This window comes from Streptomyces sp. NBC_00667 (assembly GCF_036226825.1).
Classification (GTDB): Bacteria; Actinomycetota; Actinomycetes; order Streptomycetales; family Streptomycetaceae; genus Streptomyces.
In genome coordinates this window covers 4,647,608-4,667,844 of sequence record NZ_CP109022.1, presented here as the reverse complement: position 1 = coordinate 4,667,844, position 20,237 = coordinate 4,647,608, and the positions used below count along the sequence as shown (strand labels likewise).

Sequence of the window (20,237 nt, the reverse complement as noted above, 5' to 3'; positions counted from 1 at the left end):
CGCGTGGTTGTCGCTCTTACGCTACGAGCCGTAGCGTAACTCCCCGCCGTCCCCTCCGGGCGTCCGGGGGCAGTGATCTGAACCACAGGGATCGGGGCCCGGGAGGTTCCGCTACTGACGGGTATGGTCTCGGCCATGCGCACCCCCAGCCCCGGCACCAGCTCCCCGCCCGGCCGCACCGGCCGCCCCCGCAGCGCTGCGGCGGACGCGGCGATCCTGGCGGCGACCCGGGAGGCGCTGGTGGATCTCGGCTGGTCGAAGCTGACGATGGGTGACGTGTCGGCCCGGGCAGGGGTCGCGAAGACCACCCTCTACCGGCGCTGGGCGGGCAAGAACGAGCTGGTCGTGGACGCGGTCGCGGAACTCTTCGACGCGCTGGAGCTTCCCGACCGGGGCTCGCTCGAAGCCGACATCGAGGACGTGGTGCTCCAGTTCGCGGAGCTGTTGCGACGCCCGGAGGCCCGTACCGCCCTGATGGCGGTGGTCGCCGAGTCCACCCGGGACCCGGCGCTGCGTGACCGGATCCGGTCGGCGATCGTGGACCGGCAGAAACGTCTCGTCGTACTGGGCCGCGAACGCGCGCAGGCCCGCGGCGAACTCCCGTACGAGGAGGACGAGTCCCTCACCGGGCACACCACCGACCTGATATTCGACGTGATCGCGGGCACGGTGGTGCACCGCGCCCTGGTGAGCTGCGAACCGGTCGACGAACTCTGGGTGGCCACCTTCACGGCGCTCCTGATGCACGGCCTGCGCGGCCCGGCCCAGGCGTAACCGGCTCCTGCGGGAACGGGCGGGCCGGGAACGGGAAGGCCGGTCGTCCGGGCACCGTGGAGGTGGGGACGACCGGCCGGCCAGGGGGTTCCCTCAGAAGCCGGGCGGCTCCGTGTAGGTGCCCCACTCGTCCCGGAGCGCGTTGCAGATCTCGCCCATCGTGGCCTCGGCGCGCACCGCGTCCAGCATCGCCGGGATCATGTTCGAGCCGTCCCGCGCGGCGGCCAGCATGGCCTGCAGCGACCGCTCGACCTTCGCCGCGTCGCGCCGCTCCTTGCGCTCCGCGAGTTCGCGCACCTGGACGCGCTCCACCTCGTGGCTGACGCGGAGGATCTCCAGGTCGCCGGTGACCGAGCCGTGGTGGACGTTGACGCCGACGACCCGCTTGTCGCCCTTCTCCAGCGCCCGTTGGTACTGGAACGCCGACTCGGCGATCTCGCCGGTGAACCAGCCGTCCTCGATGCCGCGCAGGATGCCGGAGGTGATCGGCCCGATCGGGTGCTGCCCGTCGGGGTGGGCGCGCAGGCCGCGCTCCTTGATCTGCTCGAAGATCTTCTCCGCGTCGGCCTCGATGCGGTCGGTGAGTTGCTCGACGTACCAGGAACCGCCCAGCGGGTCCGCCACGTTGGCGACGCCGGTCTCCTCCATCAGCACCTGCTGCGTGCGCAGGGCGATCTCGGCGGCCTGCTCGCTCGGCAGCGCGAGGGTCTCGTCCAGGGCGTTGGTGTGCAGGGAGTTGGTGCCGCCGAGGACCGCCGCGAGCGCCTCGACGGCGGTCCGTACGACGTTGTTGTACGGCTGCTGGGCGGTGAGGGAGACACCGGCGGTCTGGGTGTGGAAGCGCAGCCACATCGCCTTGTCGGACTTGGCCCCGTACACCTCCTTCATCCAGCGCGCCCAGATCCTGCGGGCGGCGCGGAACTTGGCGATCTCCTCGAAGAAGTCGAGGTGCGCGTCGAAGAAGAAGGAGAGACCGGAGGCGAAGTGGTCGACGTCCAGGCCGCGGGAGAGGCCCAGCTCCACGTAGCCGAAGCCGTCGGCGAGGGTGTACGCCAGCTCCTGCGCGGCCGTCGCCCCGGCCTCGCGGATGTGGTAGCCGGACACCGACAGCGGCTTGTAGGCCGGGATGCCGTGCGCGCAGTACTCCATGAGGTCGCCGATGAGGCGCAGGTGCGGCTCCGGTTCGAAGAGCCACTCCTTCTGGGCGATGTACTCCTTGAAGATGTCGGTCTGGAGCGTGCCGTTGAGTACGGCGGGATCGACGCCCTGCCGCTCGGCGGCGACCAGGTACATGCAGAACGCGGGCACGGCGGGTCCGCTGATGGTCATGGACGTGGTGACGTCGCCCAGCGGGATGTCCTTGAACAGGACCTCCATGTCGGCGGCGGAGTCTATGGCGACCCCGCAGTGGCCGACCTCGCCGAGCGCGCGGGGGTCGTCGGAGTCGCGGCCCATGAGGGTCGGCATGTCGAAGGCGACCGAGAGCCCGCCGCCGCCGGCGGCCAGGATCATCTTGTAGCGCTCGTTGGTCTGCTCGGCGTTCCCGAACCCGGCGAACTGCCGGATGGTCCAGGTCCGGCCGCGGTAGCCGGTGGCGTGCAGGCCCCGGGTGAAGGGGTACTCCCCGGGCCAGCCGATGCGCTCGAACCCCTCGTACGAGTCGCCGGGGCGGGGCCCGTAGACGGGGTCGACGTCATCTCCGGAGAGCGTCGTGAAATCGGCCTCGCGCTTGCGGGCCTTGTCATACCGGGCCTGCCAGCGTCGGCGGCCCTCCTCGATGGCGTCAGCGTCCATACCCATGAATTTACTAGGACGTCCTAGTAAATGTCGATGGCAAACCCCCGGGAGTCGTCCCGGGGGCAGGTGGATGCGAGTCCGGCGCGAGCCGGACGCCAGGCGCGGGCGGTCCGGCGGACGCTAGGCTCGGGCGGTGGCCAGGCCGTCGGTGACCAGCGGTTCGATCTCCGCGCGGACCTTGCGCTCGACGAAGAACGCGGCCAGCGGGATGGTGCCGCTCGCCAGGACCCAGACCATCTTGCCGAAGGGCCACTTCGCCTTGGAGCTCAGGTCGAAGGCGAAGACCAGGTAGATCATGAAGAGCACGCCGTGGATCTGGGAGACCACCAGGGTCAGGTCCGCGCCCTTGTCGAATCCGTACTTGAAGATCATGCAGGTGCAGAGCACCAGCAGCATCACGGCAGTGGCGAAGGCCATCACCCGGTACCGGGTCAGCACGCTCTTTTTCATGCCACCGAGACTAGCCGTCCGATATGCGCGATCTTGACGGGGGCCCCACGGCCGCCCCGTGACGCCGCGCTACCCCCTCGGCGTCACTTCTCGTCGAAGTCCCCCGCCGCCACCCGCAGCGGCCGCAGCAGCGCGAAGATCTCGCCGCACTCCTCGGAGTCGTACACGCCGAGCCCGAAGTCGATCTCCATCAGGTCCCGGGTGGCGGCCTCGACCACCTCGCGCCCCTTGTCCGTGATGGAGGCGAGGGTGCCCCGGCCGTCGTTCGGGTTCGGGCGCTTGTCCACGAGCCCCGAGCGCACCAGGCGGTCGACGGTGTTGGTCACGGAGGTCGGGTGGACCATGAGCCGCTCGCCGATCTTCGACATCGGCAGTTCGCCGGCCTGCGAGAAGGTGAGGAGCACCAGCGCCTCGTAGCGGGCGAAGGTCAGCCCGTACGGCTTCACGACGGCGTCGACCTCGCCGAGCAGGATCTGGTGCGCCCGCATGATCGAGGTGATGGCGGACATCGAGGGAACCGGCCCCCAGCGCTGCTGCCAGAGCTCGTCGGCGCGGGCGATCGGGTCGAAGGGAAGGCTGAGCGGCTTGGGCACCCACCAGACCCTACCGGGCGGTCATTTGGCGGTCAGCCCCGTCTCACGCTTCGGCACCCGCACCGGATCGGCCGTGGCCCTCAGCTCCGCGAGGAGCAGCAGGACGACGGCCGTGCCGAGTGCGCCCGAGGCGGTCACGACGAGGTGCACCGGCCAGTACTCGGCGGCCGCCCCGGCCAGCGCCATGCCCACGCCCTGGAGGGTCATCAGCCCCGTGCTGAGCAGGGTCATCGCCCGGCCGCGCAGCTCCTCGGGGACGGCGTCGAGGTACATCCGGTCGAGGCCGAGGGTGTACGCGTGCGCCAGTCCGGCCGCCAGCAGCGCCACCAGGACGCCGGCCACGCCCGGCCGCAGCGCGTACACCAGCAGCGGCACCAGGCCGACGGAGGCGAGCGGCGCCACGATCCGCGAACGCGTTCGGGCGGTGAGTGCGGAACCCGCCCAGACTTCACCCGCGATGGTGCCGACCGGCAGCGCGCACAGCATCAGCCCGAGGACCGCCGGGCCGGCGCCGATGCCGTCGGCGTAGGGGGCGAGCAGCGCCTCGGGGACGACGGCGAAGACGGGCGGCAGCCAGAACAGCAGGATCAGCACCCGCCTGCGGCGGTCCCCGAGGACGGCGCCCAGCCCGGCGAGCGGCGTGCCGCGGGCGGTACGCGCACCCGTGCGGGCGGGCCGGTCCGCCGTCCCGAAGCGCAACAGCAGCGCGGAGCCCAGCAATCCGGCGGCGGTCAGGGCGAGCGTCCCGCGCGGCGGGAGCACCGTGAGCAGCAGCCCGCCGAGGCCGAAGCCGACGAGCTGGGCGCTCTGGGCCACCATGCGCAGCAGCGAGCGGCCGAGCACGAACGCCTCGCCGGGCCCGAGGATGTCGGCGAGGGAGGCGTTGCGGGTGCCCTGGAACAGCGGCGCGACGAAGGCCATGGCGCAGCGCAGGACGAGCAGGCCCGCGACCGGGGTCCCCGGCAGGACCATGGCGCTCGCGCAGGCCGCGCAGACGAGGTCGCAGGTGACGAGCACCCGCCGGGCGGGGGTCCGGTCGGCGATGCCGGCGAGCAGCGTGCCGCCGAGGACGTAGGGGAGGAAGCCGAGCGCGAAGGTGAGCGCGCTCATCAGGGGCGAGCCGGTGACGCGGTAGACGAGGACGGTCAGGGAGATCTCGGCGACGACGAGACCGAGCACGGACAGCAGGTGCGCGGCGAAGACGGTCCGGAACTCCCCGCCCGCGAGGACGGAGCGGTAGCCGGGGGCGTCGGTGGTCTGGTTGACGGATGCCATGGCCGAAACCCTGGCCCGACGGCGCCCGCAGCGGCAGGGATTCGGCCCGGCCCGAATCTTGCGGGACGACCGGGACACTGTGCGGATGGCCTACCACTTCCGCTTCGGCCCCGTGGACCTGCTGCGCTGCCGCTTCTCGCTCTCCCCGCGCTGGGAGACGCAGGAGGCGGTGCGGGTGCTGCGCGACGCCCGCCGCCAGGCCTACCACCTGCCGTGGCTGCGGCGGATCCGGGCTGCGGCGGACACGCTGGACCTGCGGCCGCTGTGGCTGCTGATGCCCCGCAAGGGGCACCACCCGGACTTCCTCAGCCCGCCGCCGCTCGGCCCCTGCGTCACCATCGAGGAGGAGCTGGCCCGGGTCCGCGCCACCGACCCCGAGGCGGCCGGCGAGGAACTCCGGCGCTCCCTGGCCTGCACCCCGGGCGCCCTGGAGAGCGGGACCGGCCGGCGGATGCTGGCGGATCCCGCGCGGGCGGTGCGGGAGCTGGCCGATCTGCACGAGCGGGCCTGGGAGGCCCTGATCGCCCCTCACTGGCCGCGCCTGCGGGCCCTCCTGGAGGCCGACATCCTCTTCCACTCCCGGCGGCTGGCGGCCGGCGGCCTGGAGGCGCTCTTCGACGGGCTGCACCCCGACCTGGCCTGGTCCGGCGACACCCTCACCGTCGACCGGGCCGCGCACCACGACCGGCGCCTGGACGGGCAGGGGCTGCTGCTGATGCCGAGCGCGTTCGTGTGGCCGGAGGTGGTCGGGGGCTACGACCCGCCGTGGCAGCCGACGCTGGTCTACCCGGCCCGCGGGATCGGCGCGCTGTGGGCTGCACCGGCCGAGGCCGCCCCGGGGGCCCTGGCCGCCCTGCTGGGGCGGTCGCGGGCCGACATCCTGTGCGCCCTGGCCGAACCCGCCTCGACCACGGCCCTCGCCCACCGGTTGGGTCTGGCCCCGTCCACCGTCTCCGCCCACCTGGGAACCCTGCGGGCGGCGGGGCTGCTGCTCGCGGCCCGGCACGGCCACCAGGTGCTCTACGAACGCACGCCCCTGGCCATCGCCCTGACGGGCGGCGGGCCGCCGTAGCCGGGCGGCGCCGGTGTCGCGGCCCGGAACGTGTACGAACGCCCCCGGCGGGTGGGCCGGGGGCGTGGGCGGGTGGGGCGGGCGGTGGTCAGGCCGCCGCCGCCTCGCGCGCCCGGGCCGCCACCACGCTGTCGGCCTCGTCGCGCTTGAGCACCCGGTCGCCGTAGAGGCCGCCGAAGGGCACCAGGGCCAGCAGGAAGAACAGCGCGACCTTCTTGGCCGGCCACTTCGCCCGGTTCCAGACGTCCAGCAGGAACAGCACGTACAGGACGAAGAGGATGCCGTGCAGCGCGCCCAGCGGCATCACCAGGTTGACGTCCGAGATCCGGCTGAGCAGCGAGCCGAAGATCAGCAGGGCCGGGAACGACAGCGCCTCCGGTACGGAGACGAGGCGCAGCCGGTGCAGGGCGGAGGCGGTCTTGATGTCCACGAGGAACCTTCGGGGGGTCGAGGCGATGGTCCGAACCAGTCTCTCAGCCGCCCTTGGAGATCTTGACCGGGGCCCCGTGTGGCGGATAACGGCCAGGGTGCCCTGTTCGGCCCGGCCCGCTGCGGATAACGTCTCCCCGTGGCTCAGTTCCGACTCCAAGGCAGCAAGGTGCTCGCCGTCGACCTGACCGGGGAAGCCGTGAAAGCGAAGAACGGCTCCATGGTCGCGTACGACGGCCAGATGGCCTTCAAGAAGATGACCGGCGGCGGCGAAGGCCTGCGCGGCATGGTGACCCGCCGGCTGACCGGCGAACAGATGACCGTGATGGAGGTGCAGGGGCACGGCACCTGCTTCTTCGCCGACCGCGCGAGCGAGATCAACCTGGTCAACCTGCAGGGCGAGAAGCTCCACGTCGAGGCCAGCAACCTGCTGTGCACCGACGCCGGGCTGCGCACCGGCACCACCTTCACCGGCCTGCGCGGCGGGGCGACGGGCAACGGCCTGTTCACCACCACCGTCGAGGGCTCGGGCCAGGCGGCGATCATGTCGGACGGCCCGGCGGTGGTGCTGCGCGTCAGCGCCCAGTACCCGCTGTCCGTGGACCCGGGGGCGTACATCGCGCACACCGGCAACCTCCGGCAGTCGTTCCAGTCGGGGATCAACTTCCGCACGCTGATCGGAGAGGGCTCGGGCGAGTCCTTCCAGATCCGCTTCGAGGGCGAGGGCCTGGTGTACGTGCAGCCCAGCGAGCGCAACACCATCGGGGGCGACATCTGATGCCGTTCCGCGAGATCAACTCGAAGATGGTCGAGGCGCAGGTGGTGCCGGGCCAGAGGATGTACAGCCAGCGCGGGGCGATGCTCGCCTACCGCGGTGACGTGTCCTTCACCCCGAGCCTGACCGGCGGCCAGGGCGGGGTCATGGGCATGATCGGGCGCCGGGTGGCGAACGAGCAGACCCCGCTGATGACGGTCGAGGGCACCGGCACCGTGATGTTCGGCCACGGCGGCCACCACATCCAGGTGATCAACCTGTCCGGCGAGACCCTGTACGTGGAGGCGGACCGGCTGCTGGCCTTCGACGGGACCCTCCAGCAGGGCACGATGTTCATGGGCTCGCAGGGCGGCGTCATGGGCATGGTGCGCGGCCAGGTGACCGGCCAGGGGCTGTTCACCACCACTCTCAAGGGCCACGGTTCGGTCGCCGTGATGGCCCACGGCGGGGTCATCGAGCTGCCCATCACGCCCCAGCGGCCGGTCCACGTGGACCCGCAGGCGTACGTCGCCCACCACGGGGACGTGCGCAACAAGCTCTCCACGGCGCTCGGCTGGCGGGACATGGTCGGACGGGGTTCGGGCGAGGCGTTCCAGCTGGAGCTGTCCGGCCAGGGCGCGGTGTACGTACAGGCCTCGGAGGAGAAGCTGTGACCCATTACGCCGGCGCGAACGGCCCCGTGAGCGGCGGTCCGGGCGGCCCGACGGTCTTCGACCCGCACACCCTGCCCTCCGACGACAACGTGAACGCGTACACCTTCTGCGTGGAGCTCAAGGGCAGCCAGTGGTTCCTGCAGAAGGGCAAGATGATCTCGTACTACGGGAGCATCGAGTTCAACGGTGTCGGCAACGGCCGCTTCGACCGGCTGCTGCGCACGAGCTTCCACTCGCCCATGCACGCGAGCGACTGGGTGGTGGCCGAGGGCCAGGGCAAGATGCTGCTGGCCGACCGGGCCTTCGACGTCAACTCGTACGACCTGGACGAGGGGAACCTGACGATCCGGTCGGGGAACCTGCTGGCCTACCAGCCCACCCTCGCGCTCAAGCAGTCGATCGTCCCCGGCTTCCTCACCCTGATCGGGACCGGAAAGTTCGTGGCGGCGTCCAACGGGCCGGTGGTGTTCATGGAGCCGCCGCTGCGCGTGGACCCGCAGGCGCTGGTGGGCTGGGCGGACTGCCCCTCGCCGTGCCACCACTACGACCACGGGTACATGTCCGGGGTGATCGGCGGCCTGCGCTCGCTGACCGGCCTCGGGGGCTCCTCGGGCGAGGAGCACCAGTTCGAGTTCGTGGGGGCGGGGACGGTGCTGCTGCAGTCCTCGGAGACCCTGATGGCGGAGCAGGCGGTCGGGGCGGTCGGCACCGGCGCCGTCGGCGGCCAGAACCAGGGGGTACCGGGAGCGGGCCAGGGGCCGCTGGGACAGCTCGGCGTCCCGCGGATGCCGGGGCAGCTGGGTGATCTGCAACGGCGCTTCGGGCTGTGAGCGCGTACCGTGATCACGTTCCGCGATCGTCCCATTTTTGTACGTAATTCAACTTCTTAGGTAGAGTTCACTCATGGAGACCATGGAGACCGAGACGACCACGCGCTGGCTCACCGACGCGGAGCAGTGCGCCTGGCGCACTCACCTGGACGTCAGCCGACTGCTGATGCACCAGCTGGAAAAGGATCTTCAGCCCTTCGGACTCACCAACAACGACTACGAGATCCTCGTGAACCTCTCGGAGTCGGAGCACCACCGGATGCGGATGAGTGACCTCGCGACCGCCACCCTCCAGTCCAAGAGCCGGCTCTCCCACCAGATCACCCGGATGGAGGCGGCCGGACTGGTCACCCGGGTGAACTGCGAGTCCGACCGTCGCGGCCTGTACGCGGTGCTCACCGACGAGGGCATGGAGACGATGCGCAAGGTGGCCCCGCACCACGTGGCGTCCGTACGGCAGCACTTCATCGACCTGCTCAGCCCGCAGGACCTGGCGGCGCTGCGCGGCTTCCTCGCGCCGGTGGCCGACCACCTGCGCGAACAGCGCGGCAAGGCCTGACCGCGCGCCGCCCGCGCGGGTCTCCCCCGTCAGCGGGCCGCAGCCCCGCGCGCCGGCCGCCCGCCGGGAACCGGAAACGGCAGCGTCGGGAACGGTGACTGGGCCTGCGCGGCGGACCGGGCGGACCTAGACTGGCGGACGCCCGGAGTACCCGATCTTCGAGGGAGCGGCTCATGGCCAAGCGCGGCAACAAGAAGCGAGCACGCAAGAAGAAGAAGGCGAACCACGGCAAGCGTCCCAACGCCTGACCGCGGAGCCCACCGGTGTGACAGCGCCGCGCCCCCGCAACGACGGGGGCGCGGCGTTGTCGTGTGCCCGGCCCGTTCAGGCCTCCGTGAGCGTGTCCAGCAGCGCGTCGGAGGCGGCGTACGGGTCCAGCTCACCGGTGGCGACCTTGGCGGCCAGGGTTCCCAGGTGCGCGTCGCCGCGCAGGTCCGCCATGCGGGCCCGCAGGGCCGTCACCGCGATGGTCTCCACCTCCCGGGCGGCGCGGGCCGTCCGCCGCTCGGCCAGCACTCCCCGCTCGTCCATCCACGCCCGGTGCTTCTCCAGCGCCTCGACCAGTTCGTCGATGCCCTGGCCGCGGGCGGCGACCGTCTTGACGATCGGCGGCCGCCAGTCGCCCGGCCCGCGGGACTCCCCGAGGCCGAGCATGTGGTTCAGCTCCCGGGCGGTGGCGTCGGCGCCGTCCCGGTCGGCCTTGTTGACCACGTACACGTCGCCGATCTCCAAGATGCCCGCCTTCGCGGCCTGGATCCCGTCGCCCATGCCCGGCGCCAGCAGCACCACCGAGGTGTCGGCCTGCGAGGCGATCTCCACCTCCGACTGCCCGACCCCGACCGTCTCGACGAGGATCACCTCGCAGCCGGCCGCGTCCAGCACCCGGATCGCCTGCGGCGCCGCCCAGGCGAGACCGCCCAGGTGCCCGCGCGTGGCCATGGAGCGGATGTAGACCCCCGGGTCGGAGGCGTGGTCCGACATGCGCACCCGGTCGCCGAGCAGTGCGCCCCCGCTGAACGGCGAGGACGGGTCCACCGCGAGCACGCCGACGCGCTTGCCGGCCTTGCGGTACGCCGACACCAGGGCCGACGTGGACGTGGACTTGCCCACGCCCGGGGAGCCCGTCAGGCCCACCACGTACGCCCCGCCGGTCAGCGGGGCGAGGGCGGCCATCACCTCGCGCAACTGCGGGGACGCCCCCTCGACCAGGGAGATCAGCCGGGCCACGGCCCGCGGGCGGCCTTCTCGGGCCTGGGCCACCAGCGTGGGGACGTCCACCGTCGTCATCCTCGCGGTACCTACGCCTTCGCGCCGTTGCCGGGCACGCGGACGATCAGGGCGTCGCCCTGACCGCCGCCGCCACACAGGGCGGCCGCGCCGACCCCGCCGCCGCGCCGGGCCAGCTCCAGGGCCAGGTGCAGCACCACGCGGGCGCCGGACATGCCGATCGGGTGTCCCAGGGCGATGGCGCCGCCGTTGACGTTCACCTTTTCCGGCGTCACGCCGAGGTCCTTCATTGACTGCACGGCGACCGCCGCGAACGCCTCGTTGATCTCGATCAGGTCGAGGTCGGCGACCTCCAGGCCCTCCTTCTTGAGGGCGTGCAGGATGGCGTTGGAGGGCTGCGATTGGAGCGAGTTGTCCGGTCCGGCCACATTGCCGTGCGCGCCGATCTCGGCGATCCACTCCAGGCCCAGCTCTTCGGCCTTGGCCTTGCTCATCACGACCACGGCGGCGGCGCCGTCGCTGATCTGCGAGGAGGTGCCGGCGGTGATCGTGCCGTCCTTCGCGAACGCGGGGCGCAGCTTGCCGAGGGATTCGGCGGTGGTCTCGGGGCGGATCCCCTCGTCGTGCGCGAAGATCACCGGGTCGCCCTTGCGCTGCGGGATCTCGACGGGAGTGATCTCCGCCTCGAAGACGCCGTTCTTCTGGGCGGCCGCGGCCCGCTGGTGGGAGGCGGCGGCGAACTCGTCCTGCGGGGCGCGCTCGATGCCCAGGCGCGTGTTGTGCTTCTCGGTGGACTCGCCCATCGCGATGTTCTCGAACGCGTCGGTGAGGCCGTCGTAGGCCATCGCGTCGAGCATCTCGATGGCGCCGTACTTGAATCCCTCGCGGGACTTCGGCAGCAGGTGCGGGGCGTTGGTCATCGACTCCTGGCCGCCGGCGACCACGACGTCGAACTCGCCGGCGCGGATCAGCTGGTCGGCGAGGGCGATGGCGTCCAGGCCCGAGAGGCACACCTTGTTGATGGTGAGCGCGGGCACGTTCATGGGGATGCCGGCCTTGACCGCGGCCTGGCGGGCGGGGATCTGGCCCGCACCGGCCTGGAGCACCTGCCCCATGATCACGTACTGGACCTGGTCGCCGGAGATCCCGGCCCGTTCCAGCGCGGACTTGATGGCGAAGCCGCCGAGGTCCGCGCCCGAGAAGGACTTCAGCGAGCCGAGCAGTCGCCCCATGGGCGTGCGGGCCCCGGCGACGATCACGGAAGTGGTGTTGTTCGTTCCGGACATGAGGCACAGCCCCTTGGATGAGAGGAGTGAACGAGGGTTTACCCGAATGTACTGAGCGGTACCCGCCCAGTCACCGGGCTGTCGGTGTGATCGCTGGCACGTTGCGTGACCACCCTCCTCAGCTGTGCACTGTTCCCATGCTGACAAGAATCGACCACATCGGGATCGCCTGCTTCGACCTCGACAAGACCGTCGAGTTCTACCGTGCCACGTACGGCTTCGAGGTGTTCCACACCGAGGTCAACGAGGAGCAGGGTGTGCGCGAGGCCATGCTCAAGATCAACGAGACCTCCGACGGCGGGGCCTCGTACCTCCAGCTCCTGGAACCCACCCGCGAGGATTCGGCGGTCGGCAAGTGGCTGGCCAAGAACGGCGAGGGCGTCCACCACATCGCCTTCGGCACCGCCGACGTCGACGGCGACGCCGAAGCCATCCGCGGCAAGGGTGTCCGCGTCCTCTACGACGAGCCCCGGACCGGCTCGATGGGCTCCCGGATCACCTTCCTGCACCCCAAGGACTGCCACGGCGTACTCACCGAACTGGTCACCTCGAACCCTGACCACTGATGGCCCGATTCCCCGGCCGGTAGAGTGGCCATGGCTCGGCCGGGGTTCGGTGCGGAGACGGGGTCGGGGCCTGTGACCCCTGCCCCGGTATCTGACACCATTCCCCGGGGGCGTCGTTCAGCGGGCGAGCGATGCTCAATTGGGAGTGAGCTTGCGACCAGGGGACGGATGGGACCGCGCTGTGCGGGGCTACGAAAGCCAGGAGAGCCAACAGGGCGAGGCCGACCATCTCTCGCGCTTCGAGGCCGAGATGGAGCGGCTGAAGAAGGAACGCGGGAAGGCCGTCCAGCACGCCGAAGACCTGGGATACCAGGTCGAGGTGCTGCGTGCCAAGCTCCATGAGGTACGCCGCAATCTCGCGTCCCGCCCCGCCTACGACGGTGCGGACATGGGCTACCAGGCGGAGCAGCTGCTCCGCAATGCCCAGATCCAGGCCGACCAGATGCGCTCCGACGCCGAGCGCGAACTGCGCGACGCCCGGGCGCAGACCCAGCGCATCCTGCAGGAACACGCCGAACACCAGGCGCGTCTGCAGGCCGAGCTGCACGCCGAGGCCGTCAACCGGCGCCAGCGGCTGGACCAGGAACTCAACGAGCGCCGCCAGACGGTCGAGGCGCACGTCAACGAGAACGTCGCCTGGGCCGAACAGCTGCGCGCGCGCACCGAGTCCCAGGCCCGCCGGCTCATGGACGAGTCCCGCGCCGAGGCCGAGCAGACCCTGAACGCCGCGCGCGCCGAAGCCGCCCGGCACGCCGCCGAGGCCACCCGCCGGCTCGCCTCCGAGGCCGAGGCCACCCGCGCCGAGGCCGAGGCGACGCTGCTGCGCGCCCGCAAGGAGGCCGAGCGCCTGCTGGCCGCCGCGTCCGCGCAGGCGCAGGAGGCCACCGAGCACGCGGAGCGGCTGCGCACGAGCACCTCCGCCGAGGCCGAGCAGACCCGGCAGCAGACCCTCGACCTGGGCCGGGTCGCCGAATCCCGGGTCCAGGAGGCCGAGAGCGCGCTGCGCACCGCGCGCGCCGAGGCCGAGAAGGTCCTCGCGGAGGCCAAGGAGAGCGCGGCCCGCCAGCTCGCCTCGGCGGAGTCGGTCAACGAGCAGCGCACCCGCACCGCCAAGGAGCAGGTCGCCCGGCTGGTCGGCGAGGCGTCCAAGGAGGCCGAGGTCCTCAAGGCCGAGGCCGAGCAGGCGCTGGCCGACGCCCGCGCGGAGGCGGAACGGCTGCGCACCGAGGCCGGCGCACAGGCCCGTACGGCCGCCGCCGAGGAGATGGCGGCGCAGCTGGCGAAGGCCGCCCGCACCGCCGAGGACGTACTGAACAAGGCGTCGCAGGACGCCCAGGCCACGACCCGTGCCGCGTCCGAGGAGGCGGAGCGGATCCGCCGCGAGGCCGAGGCGGAGGCCGAGCGGCTGCGCGCCCAGGCCGCGGCCACGGCCGACGAGCTCAAGGGCGCCGCGAAGGACGACACCGAGGAGTACCGGGCCCGTACGGTCGAGCTCCAGGAGGAGGCCCGGCGGCTGCGCGGCGAGGCCGAGCAGCTGCGCGCGGAGGCCGTCGCCGAGGGCGAGCGGATCCGCGGCGAGGCGCGCCGCGAGGCGGTCCAGCAGATCGAGGAGGCGGCCCGCACCGCGGAGGGGCTGCTCGGCAAGGCCAAGGCCGACGCCGACGAACTGCGCGGCGGCGCCGCCACCGAGAGCGAGCGGGTCCGCGCGGAGGCCGTGGAACGGGCCACCACGCTGCGCAAGCAGGCCGAGGAGACCCTGGAGCGGACCCGCGCGGAGGCCGAGCGGCTGCGCACCGAGGCCGAGGAGCAGGCCGAGGCCGTACGCGCCGAGGCGGAGGCCGCGGCCGCGGCCCGGCGCGAGGAGGCCGAACAGGCCGTCGCCGCCAAGCGCGCGGAGGCCGACGAGGAACTGGTCCGGCTGCACTCGGAGGCGGAGAACCGGCTGTCCACGGCCGAGGTGACGCTGCGCGACGCCCGCACGGCGGCGGAGGGCATCCGCCGGGAGACCGCGGAGGAGACCGACCGGCTGCGCGCCGAGTCGGCGGAGCGGATCCGTACGCTGCAGGCGCAGTCGCAGGCGGAGGCCGAACAGCTGCGCACGGAGGCGGCGCAGGACGCCGGCCGGGTCCGGGCGGAGGCCGAGCAGGTCGCGGTGCGGCTGCGCGGCGAGGCCGAGGCCGAGGCGGAGCGGGTGCGTTCCGAGGCGCAGGAGACCGCGGACCGGCTGCGCGCGGAGGCGAAGGCCGCCGCCGAGCGGGTCTCCGCGGAGGCCGCGGAGGCGCTGTCCGCCGCCGCGGAGGAAGCCGCCCGGCGCCGCAGGGAGGCCGAGGAGACCCTCGCGTCGGCCCGTACCGACGCCGACAACGAGCGGGCCCAGGCCCGTGAGCAGAGCGAGGAGTTGCTGGCGCAGGCCCGCAAGCGCTCGGAGGAGGCGCAGGCCGAGGCGGCCCGGCTCACCGAGGAGGCGGAGCGGCGCGCGTCGGAGCTGGTGGCGGCCGCGGAGGTCACCGCCCAGCAGGTCCGCGACGCCGTGGCCGGGCTGCACGAGCAGGCCGAGGAGGAGATCGCCGGGCTGCGCAGCGCGGCCGAGCACGCGGCGGAGCGCACCCGGACGGAGTCGGAGGCCGAGGCCGGCCGGGTCCGTGCCGACGCCCACGCGGAGCGGGAGCGGGCCGCCGAGGACGCCGCCCGCATCCGCAGCGAAGCCCGGCAGGAGACGGACGCGGCGAAGGCGCTGGCCGAGCGCACGGTCGGCGAGGCGATCGCCGAGGCCGAGCAGTTGCGCGCCGACACCGCCGAGTACGCACAGCGGGTGCGTACGGAGGCGACGGACGCACTGGCCGCCGCCGAACGCGACGCGGCCCGGACCCGGGCGGACGCCCGGGACGACGCGAACCGGATCCGCGGCGAGGCGGCGGAGTCCCTGGAGTCCTCGCGCGCCGAGGGCGCCCGCATCGTCGCGGAGGCGACGCAGGAGGCCGAGCGGCTCACCGAGGAGACCCTCGCGGCCAACTCGGCGGCGGTCGCGGAGGCCACCGCGGAGGCGGAGCGGCTGCGCGCCGACGCCGAGGCGGCGGCGGAGGCGACCCGCGCCGAGGCGGCGGGCACGCTGGACGAGGCACGGGTGGAGGCCGGCCGGCTGCGCACCGAGGCCGCGGAGCAGGCGGACCGGCTGGTCACGGAGGCGATCTCCGAGGCGGAACGGCTCACCGAGGAGACGCGCACGGCGAGCGAGGCCGCGCTGGCCGCGGCGACGGCGAAGTCCGAGCGGCTCACCGCGCAGGCCGCCGACACCCTGGCCGCGGCCGAACGGGACGCGGCGCGCGTCCTGGTCGACGCCCGCACCGAGGGCGACCGGCTCGTCGAGGAGACCCGAGCGGCCAACGAGGCCACGGTCGGCGAGGCCGCGGCGGAAGCCGAGCGGCTGCGCACGGAGGCGGCGCGGGCGCTGGAGGAGGCGCGCGCGGAGGGCGGCCGGGTCATCGGCGAGGCCACCGCGGAGGCCGAGCGGGTCACGGCCGCGGCGGCGGAGACGCTGGCGAGCGCCGAGCGGGAGTCCGAGCGGATGCTGGACGAGGCCCGCGAGGAGGCGGGCCGGCGCCGCACCGAGGCGGCGGAGCAGGTGGACCGGCTCATCACCGAGGCCGCGGCGGAAGCCGACAAGCTCACCGAGCAGACCCGCAAGGACAACGAGCGCACCGTCGGCGAGGCCCAGACCGAGGCGGAGCGGCTGCGCGCCGAGGCCACCGAGGCACTGTCCTCGGCGCAGGAGCACGCGGCCCGCACCCGCTCGGAGGCCGAGCGCGTCAAGGCGCGGGCGGCGGCTGAAGCGGAGCGCATGCGCACCGAGGCACGGGCGGAGTCCGAGCGGCTGCTCGACGAGGCCCGCGAGGAGGCGGGCCGGCGCCGCACCGAGGCCGCGGAGCAGGTGGACCGGCTCATCACCGAGGCCGCGGCGGAAGCCGACAAGCTCACCGCCGACGCGCGGCAGCAGGCCCTGGCGGCCACCACGGCCGCCGAGGAACAGGCCGACGCGATGGTCGACGCGGCCCGCAAGGAGGCGGCGCGGATCACCTCGGAGGCGACCGTCGAGGGCAACTCCACGGTGGAGAAGGCCCGGACGGACGCGGACGAGCTGCTCGTCGGGGCGCGCAGCGACGCCGCCGCCATAAGGGAGCGGGCGGAGGAGCTGCGCGCCCGCGTGGAGTCCGAGGTGGAGGAGCTCCACGAGCGGGCCCGCCGGGAGTCGGCCGAGCAGATGAAGTCGGCCGGGGAGCGCGTGGACAAGCTGGTGCGCGCGGCGACGGAGCAGAGCGTCGAGGCCGAGGCGAAGGCCAAGGCGATGCTGTCCGACGCGAGCAGTGAGGCGAGCAAGGTCCGTATCGCCGCGGTCCGCAAGGCGGAGGCGCTGCTCAAGGAGGCCGAGCAGAAGAAGGCCGACCTGGCGCGTCAGGCGGAGCAGGCGCTCGCGGAGGCGAAGGCCGAGGCGGAGCAGCTGGTCGATGAGGGCCGCCGTGAGCTGGAAGTACTCGTGCGCAGGCGGGAGGACATTCAGGCGGAGATCTCCCGTGTCCAGGACGTTCTTGAGGCGTTGGAATCATTCGAGGCGCCTTCGGGCGGCGGAAAGCCGGCGATCGGTGGCCAGGGCGCGGGGGGCGTGAAGGCCGGAGCGGCGGCGGGTTCCACTCGTTCGGGTGGTAAGTCGTCGGAGGGCTAGTCAGTGTGAGGGAATGTGTGTACCTGATGAAGGTTCATCCGAACGAGTGACAAGCATTCTGTCGTCTTGCCACTCAAAAGGGGTGTCATTGTCCAGATCAAACGTGGATTGACTCGATGACACGCCGCTCGGGCGCCTAGGATTCCCCCAACACCTCACGTAGCACCTCATCGGTCTCATTCGACAGGAACCCCATGAGCGACACTTCCTCCCCCTTCGGCTTCGAGCTCGTGCGGCGTGGTTACGACCGCGGTCAGGTGGACGACCGCATCACCAAGCTGGTCTCCGACCGCGACAGCGCACTTGGACGTATCAACTCTCTGGAAAAGCGGATCGAGGAGCTGCACCTCGAAACGCAGAACGCCCAGGCCCAGGTGAGCGACGCCGAGCCGTCGTACGCCGGTCTCGGCGCCCGGGTCGAGAAGATCCTGCGCCTGGCCGAGGAGGAGGCGAAGGACCTGCGCGAGGAGGCCCGTCGCGCGGCCGAGCAGCACCGTGAGCTGGCGGAGTCGGCCGCCCAGCAGGTGCGCAACGACGCCGAGTCGTTCGCCGCCGACCGCAAGACGAAGGCGGAGGACGAGGGCGTCCGCATCGTCGAGAAGGCCAAGGGCGACGCGTCGACCCTGCGCGCCGAGGCCCAGAAGGACGCGGCCTCCAAGCGCGAGGAGGCCGACGCGCTCTTCGAGGAGACCCGCGCGAAGGCCGCCCAGGCCGCCGCCGACTTCGAGACCAACCTCGCCAAGCGCCGCGAGCAGTCCGAGCGCGACCTGGCCTCCCGTCAGGCCAAGGCCGAGAAGCGGCTCGCGGAGATCGAGCACCGCGCGGAGCAGCTGCGCCTGGAGGCCGAGAAGCTCCGTACGGACGCCGAGCGCCGCGCCCGCCAGACCGTGGAGACCGCGCAGCGCCAGGCCGAGGACATCGTGGCCGACGCCAACGCCAAGGCCGACCGGATCCGCAGCGAGTCCGAGCGCGAGCTGGCGGCGCTCACCAACCGCCGCGACTCCATCAACGCCCAGCTGACCAACGTCCGCGAGATGCTGGCGACGCTGACCGGTGCGGCCGTGGCCGCCGCCGGCTCCCCGATCGACGACGAGCCCGTCACCCGCGGCGTCCCGGCGCAGCAGACCCGCTGACCCCGTCACGGCGTCCGGCGCGTACACCCCCGATACTCGCCGGTAGGACCGCGGCCCGCAGCGCGTGCACAACGAGGGCCCTGTGTCACCTTTTGAGGTGGCGTAGGGCCCTCGGGCGTTCTAGCGTGGCCGCATGATCGAGCTTGAGGGCCTTACCAAACGATTCGGCGCCAAGACCGCGGTGGATAACCTCAGCTTCCAGGTCAGACCGGGGGTGGTGACGGGCTTCCTCGGCCCCAACGGGGCGGGGAAGTCCACCACCATGCGCATGATGCTCGACCTCGACAACCCGACCAGCGGCACGGTCCGGATCGACGGCAAGCACTACCGGGACCTGCCGGAACCGCTGAAGCACATCGGAGCACTGCTGGACGCGAAGTCCATGCACGGCGGACGCAGCGCCTACAACAACCTGCTCTGCCTCGCCCAGTCGAACCGGATCCCCGAACGCCGGGTGACGGAGGTGCTGGATCTCGTAGGGCTGACACCCGTGGCGAGGAAGAAGTCGAAAGGATTTTCGCTCGGCATGGGGCAGCGGCTGGGAATCGCCGCAGCGCTGCTCGGTGATCCGGAGATCCTGATGTTCGACGAACCCGTCAATGGTCTGGACCCGGAGGGAATTCACTGGATCCGCAATCTGATGAAGAGGCTGGCGTCAGAAGGCAGGACGATCTTCGTTTCCTCGCACTTGATGAGTGAAATGGCGTTGACCGCGGACCATTTGATCGTGATCGGGCAGGGCAGGCTGCTCGCCGACTTGTCGATGGCCGATTTCATCCACCAGAACTCGCGCAGCTACGTGCGCCTTCGCTCGCCGCAGCAGGAACGGCTCAAGGACGTCCTGCACGAGGCCGGCATCAACGCCGTCAGCGTCCCGGCCACCGGCACGCTGGAGATCGACGGCGTGGGGCCGGAACGGCTCGGCGAACTGGCCGCGCAGCACCAGATCGTGCTGCACGAACTCAGCCCCCAACGGGCCTCACTGGAAGAAGCGTTCATGCGTATGACGGCGGACTCCGTCGAGTACCACGCCCACGCGCCGGGGCGTCCCGGCGTCGCTCCCGCTCCCGGCACGGCGGTCGACAACCCGGCGCGCCCGGCCGACGTCCCGGCGTGGGGCGCCGGTTTCGACGCGACCCGCAAGGGCGGTGAGTGACCGTGGCCTTCCCCGCCGTCCTCAACTCCGAGTGGACGAAGATCCGTACGGTCTCCTCCACGGTCTGGACCCTGGCCATCGCCGTCATCGCCACCGTCGGCTTCGGCGCCGGGTTCTGCGCCCTGATCAGTTCGGCGTTCGACAGCATGCCCGAGATCGAACGCGCCACGTTCGACCCGACCCTGATGAGCTTCAGCGGGATGCAGTTCGGCCAGCTGGCGATGATCGTCTTCGGAGTGCTGGTGGTCAGCACCGAATACAGCACCGGCATGATCCGCTCCTCGCTGGCGGCCGTACCCGGCCGCGGGGGCTTCCTGCTGGGCAAGCTCACCGTGGCCACGGTGCTGGCCCTGCTGGTCGGGCTGCTGACCAGCTTCACGGCCTTCTTCGTCGGCCAGGCGATCCTGGGTGAGCACGGCATCGGCATCGGGCAGGAGCACGTCCTGCGGGCGGTGATCGGCGCCGGCGTGTACATGGCACTCCTCGCCCTGTTCTCGATGGGCGTGGCCACCATGCTGCGCAGCTCGGTCGCCTCGATCAGCATCCTGATCCCGTTCTTCCTGATCGTCTCGAACCTGCTCAGCGGCTTCGAAGCGACCCGGAAGTACGGCCAGTACCTGCCCGACAAGGCGGGTTCCAAGCTCATGCAGGTCGTGCCGGACGCCATGGGCCGCGGCGAGGCCCCCTACGGCCCCTGGGGCGGCCTCGCCATCATGCTGGTGTGGGTGGCCGCGTCGGTGCTCGGCGGCTACGTCGTCCTCAGGAAGAGGGACGCCTGACCCGTCCCCGGCGAAGGCCCGGGCCGGCGGGGAAGCCGGGGAGAGCCGGGGTCTCCGGGGAAACCCCGGGTCGGTCTCAGGGGCAGCTCAGGGATCCGGCCCGGGACGGAACCGTAGGCCACTCGATATCCTCTTAACCCTTACAGGGGCGAGAGCCGTCCCGGGC

Annotated in this window: 19 protein-coding genes; 12 read left to right on the top strand and 7 right to left on the bottom strand. The window is 72.1% G+C overall.

Features of this window, described 5'->3' with window-relative positions; genetic code table 11:
• Positions 1–135 precede the first annotated feature (135 nt).
• Positions 136–774, top strand: a complete 639-nt coding sequence (locus OHA81_RS21810) for a TetR/AcrR family transcriptional regulator (RefSeq protein WP_329198386.1) — start codon at positions 136–138, stop codon at positions 772–774.
• 93 nt (positions 775–867) lie between these two features.
• Here the strand turns inward: OHA81_RS21810 and OHA81_RS21805 are convergent, their stop codons facing one another.
• The 4 genes from OHA81_RS21805 to OHA81_RS21790 all read right to left on the bottom strand — a co-directional run bounded on the left by OHA81_RS21805 (position 868) and on the right by OHA81_RS21790 (position 4,889).
• The gene (locus OHA81_RS21805; RefSeq protein WP_329198384.1) at positions 868–2,568 is read right to left on the bottom strand and encodes an acyl-CoA mutase large subunit family protein; all 1,701 of its coding nucleotides are present in this window, start codon (positions 2,566–2,568) and stop codon (positions 868–870) included.
• Between the two features lie 123 nt (positions 2,569–2,691).
• A complete protein-coding gene (locus OHA81_RS21800; protein WP_329198382.1) occupies positions 2,692–3,021 on the bottom strand; it encodes a DUF3817 domain-containing protein in 330 nt (109 codons plus the stop codon).
• A gap of 83 nt (positions 3,022–3,104) precedes the next feature.
• Positions 3,105–3,614 carry a MarR family winged helix-turn-helix transcriptional regulator gene (locus OHA81_RS21795; RefSeq protein ID WP_329198380.1) on the bottom strand — a complete coding sequence of 170 codons (510 nt, stop codon included), beginning with the start codon at positions 3,612–3,614 and terminating at the stop codon, positions 3,105–3,107.
• A 21-nt stretch (positions 3,615–3,635) separates the two neighbouring features.
• Entirely contained in the window at positions 3,636–4,889 is a 1,254-nt protein-coding gene (locus OHA81_RS21790; protein WP_329198378.1) for an MFS transporter, read from the bottom strand.
• 85 nt (positions 4,890–4,974) lie between these two features.
• Between OHA81_RS21790 and OHA81_RS21785 the strand changes: the two genes are divergently transcribed.
• Positions 4,975–5,961: a DUF5937 family protein gene (locus OHA81_RS21785; protein ID WP_329198376.1), complete on the top strand. Its 987-nt coding sequence runs from the start codon at positions 4,975–4,977 to the stop codon at positions 5,959–5,961.
• An 88-nt stretch (positions 5,962–6,049) separates the two neighbouring features.
• On the opposite strand, the gene OHA81_RS21780 is transcribed toward OHA81_RS21785, so the two are convergent.
• On the bottom strand, positions 6,050–6,391 hold the full coding sequence (locus OHA81_RS21780) for a DUF3817 domain-containing protein (protein WP_329198375.1): 342 nt from the start codon (positions 6,389–6,391) through the stop codon (positions 6,050–6,052).
• A gap of 138 nt (positions 6,392–6,529) precedes the next feature.
• Between OHA81_RS21780 and OHA81_RS21775 the strand changes: the two genes are divergently transcribed.
• From OHA81_RS21775 to OHA81_RS34635, 5 genes are all read left to right on the top strand, one after another.
• The gene (locus tag OHA81_RS21775) at positions 6,530–7,168 is read left to right on the top strand and encodes an AIM24 family protein (RefSeq protein ID WP_329198374.1); all 639 of its coding nucleotides are present in this window, start codon (positions 6,530–6,532) and stop codon (positions 7,166–7,168) included.
• Complete coding sequence (locus OHA81_RS21770) at positions 7,168–7,818, top strand: AIM24 family protein (protein ID WP_329198373.1); 651 nt, start codon at positions 7,168–7,170, stop codon at positions 7,816–7,818. Before OHA81_RS21775 ends, OHA81_RS21770 begins: the two co-directional genes overlap by 1 nt.
• On the top strand, positions 7,815–8,648 hold the full coding sequence (locus OHA81_RS21765; protein ID WP_443056612.1) for an AIM24 family protein: 834 nt from the start codon (positions 7,815–7,817) through the stop codon (positions 8,646–8,648). Before OHA81_RS21770 ends, OHA81_RS21765 begins: the two co-directional genes overlap by 4 nt.
• Positions 8,649–8,730: 82 nt before the next feature.
• Positions 8,731–9,207 carry a MarR family winged helix-turn-helix transcriptional regulator gene (locus tag OHA81_RS21760; protein WP_329202451.1) on the top strand — a complete coding sequence of 159 codons (477 nt, stop codon included), beginning with the start codon at positions 8,731–8,733 and terminating at the stop codon, positions 9,205–9,207.
• 173 nt (positions 9,208–9,380) lie between these two features.
• Positions 9,381–9,455 (top strand): 50S ribosomal protein bL37, encoded by a 75-nt coding sequence (locus OHA81_RS34635; protein WP_099895366.1) that lies wholly within the window; start codon positions 9,381–9,383, stop codon positions 9,453–9,455.
• Between the two features lie 76 nt (positions 9,456–9,531).
• On the opposite strand, the gene meaB is transcribed toward OHA81_RS34635, so the two are convergent.
• Entirely contained in the window at positions 9,532–10,494 is a 963-nt protein-coding gene (meaB, locus tag OHA81_RS21755; protein WP_329198371.1) for a methylmalonyl Co-A mutase-associated GTPase MeaB, read from the bottom strand.
• A gap of 11 nt (positions 10,495–10,505) precedes the next feature.
• A complete protein-coding gene (locus OHA81_RS21750; protein WP_329198369.1) occupies positions 10,506–11,720 on the bottom strand; it encodes an acetyl-CoA C-acetyltransferase in 1,215 nt (404 codons plus the stop codon).
• 137 nt (positions 11,721–11,857) lie between these two features.
• Here OHA81_RS21750 and mce point away from each other — a divergent pair, with 137 nt between their 5' ends.
• The 5 genes from mce (at position 11,858) to OHA81_RS21725 (ending at position 20,071) form a co-directional block, all read left to right on the top strand.
• Positions 11,858–12,286, top strand: a complete 429-nt coding sequence (gene mce, locus OHA81_RS21745; protein WP_190183461.1) for a methylmalonyl-CoA epimerase — start codon at positions 11,858–11,860, stop codon at positions 12,284–12,286.
• Positions 12,287–12,467: 181 nt separating this feature from the next.
• A complete protein-coding gene (gene scy / locus OHA81_RS21740) occupies positions 12,468–17,003 on the top strand; it encodes a polarized growth protein Scy (RefSeq protein ID WP_329198367.1) in 4,536 nt (1,511 codons plus the stop codon).
• Positions 17,004–17,197: 194 nt separating this feature from the next.
• Entirely contained in the window at positions 17,198–18,136 is a 939-nt protein-coding gene (locus OHA81_RS21735; RefSeq protein ID WP_190183459.1) for a cellulose-binding protein, read from the top strand.
• A gap of 133 nt (positions 18,137–18,269) precedes the next feature.
• Complete coding sequence (locus tag OHA81_RS21730) at positions 18,270–19,292, top strand: ABC transporter ATP-binding protein (protein ID WP_329198364.1); 1,023 nt, start codon at positions 18,270–18,272, stop codon at positions 19,290–19,292.
• The gene (locus OHA81_RS21725) at positions 19,289–20,071 is read left to right on the top strand and encodes an ABC transporter permease (protein ID WP_329198363.1); all 783 of its coding nucleotides are present in this window, start codon (positions 19,289–19,291) and stop codon (positions 20,069–20,071) included. The genes OHA81_RS21730 and OHA81_RS21725 overlap by 4 nt, the downstream gene beginning before the upstream one ends.
• The last annotated feature ends 166 nt before the right edge of the window (positions 20,072–20,237 follow it).

Excerpts from the sequence above, each read along its gene's own strand:
- OHA81_RS21790 (WP_329198378.1), bottom strand. The coding sequence starts at position 4,889 with ATGGCATCCGTCAACCAGACCACCGACGCCCCCGGCTACCGCTCCGTC.
- OHA81_RS21730 (WP_329198364.1), top strand. The coding sequence starts at position 18,270 with ATGATCGAGCTTGAGGGCCTTACCAAACGATTCGGCGCCAAGACCGCG.
- OHA81_RS21750 (WP_329198369.1), bottom strand. The coding sequence starts at position 11,720 with ATGTCCGGAACGAACAACACCACTTCCGTGATCGTCGCCGGGGCCCGC.
- OHA81_RS21785 (WP_329198376.1), top strand. The coding sequence starts at position 4,975 with ATGGCCTACCACTTCCGCTTCGGCCCCGTGGACCTGCTGCGCTGCCGC.
- mce (WP_190183461.1), top strand. The coding sequence starts at position 11,858 with ATGCTGACAAGAATCGACCACATCGGGATCGCCTGCTTCGACCTCGAC.
- OHA81_RS21735 (WP_190183459.1), top strand. The coding sequence starts at position 17,198 with ATGAGCGACACTTCCTCCCCCTTCGGCTTCGAGCTCGTGCGGCGTGGT.
- OHA81_RS21760 (WP_329202451.1), top strand. The coding sequence starts at position 8,731 with ATGGAGACCGAGACGACCACGCGCTGGCTCACCGACGCGGAGCAGTGC.
- meaB (WP_329198371.1), bottom strand. The coding sequence starts at position 10,494 with ATGACGACGGTGGACGTCCCCACGCTGGTGGCCCAGGCCCGAGAAGGC.
- OHA81_RS21800 (WP_329198382.1), bottom strand. The coding sequence starts at position 3,021 with ATGAAAAAGAGCGTGCTGACCCGGTACCGGGTGATGGCCTTCGCCACT.
- OHA81_RS21810 (WP_329198386.1), top strand. The coding sequence starts at position 136 with ATGCGCACCCCCAGCCCCGGCACCAGCTCCCCGCCCGGCCGCACCGGC.
- OHA81_RS21805 (WP_329198384.1), bottom strand. The coding sequence starts at position 2,568 with ATGGACGCTGACGCCATCGAGGAGGGCCGCCGACGCTGGCAGGCCCGG.
- OHA81_RS21770 (WP_329198373.1), top strand. The coding sequence starts at position 7,168 with ATGCCGTTCCGCGAGATCAACTCGAAGATGGTCGAGGCGCAGGTGGTG.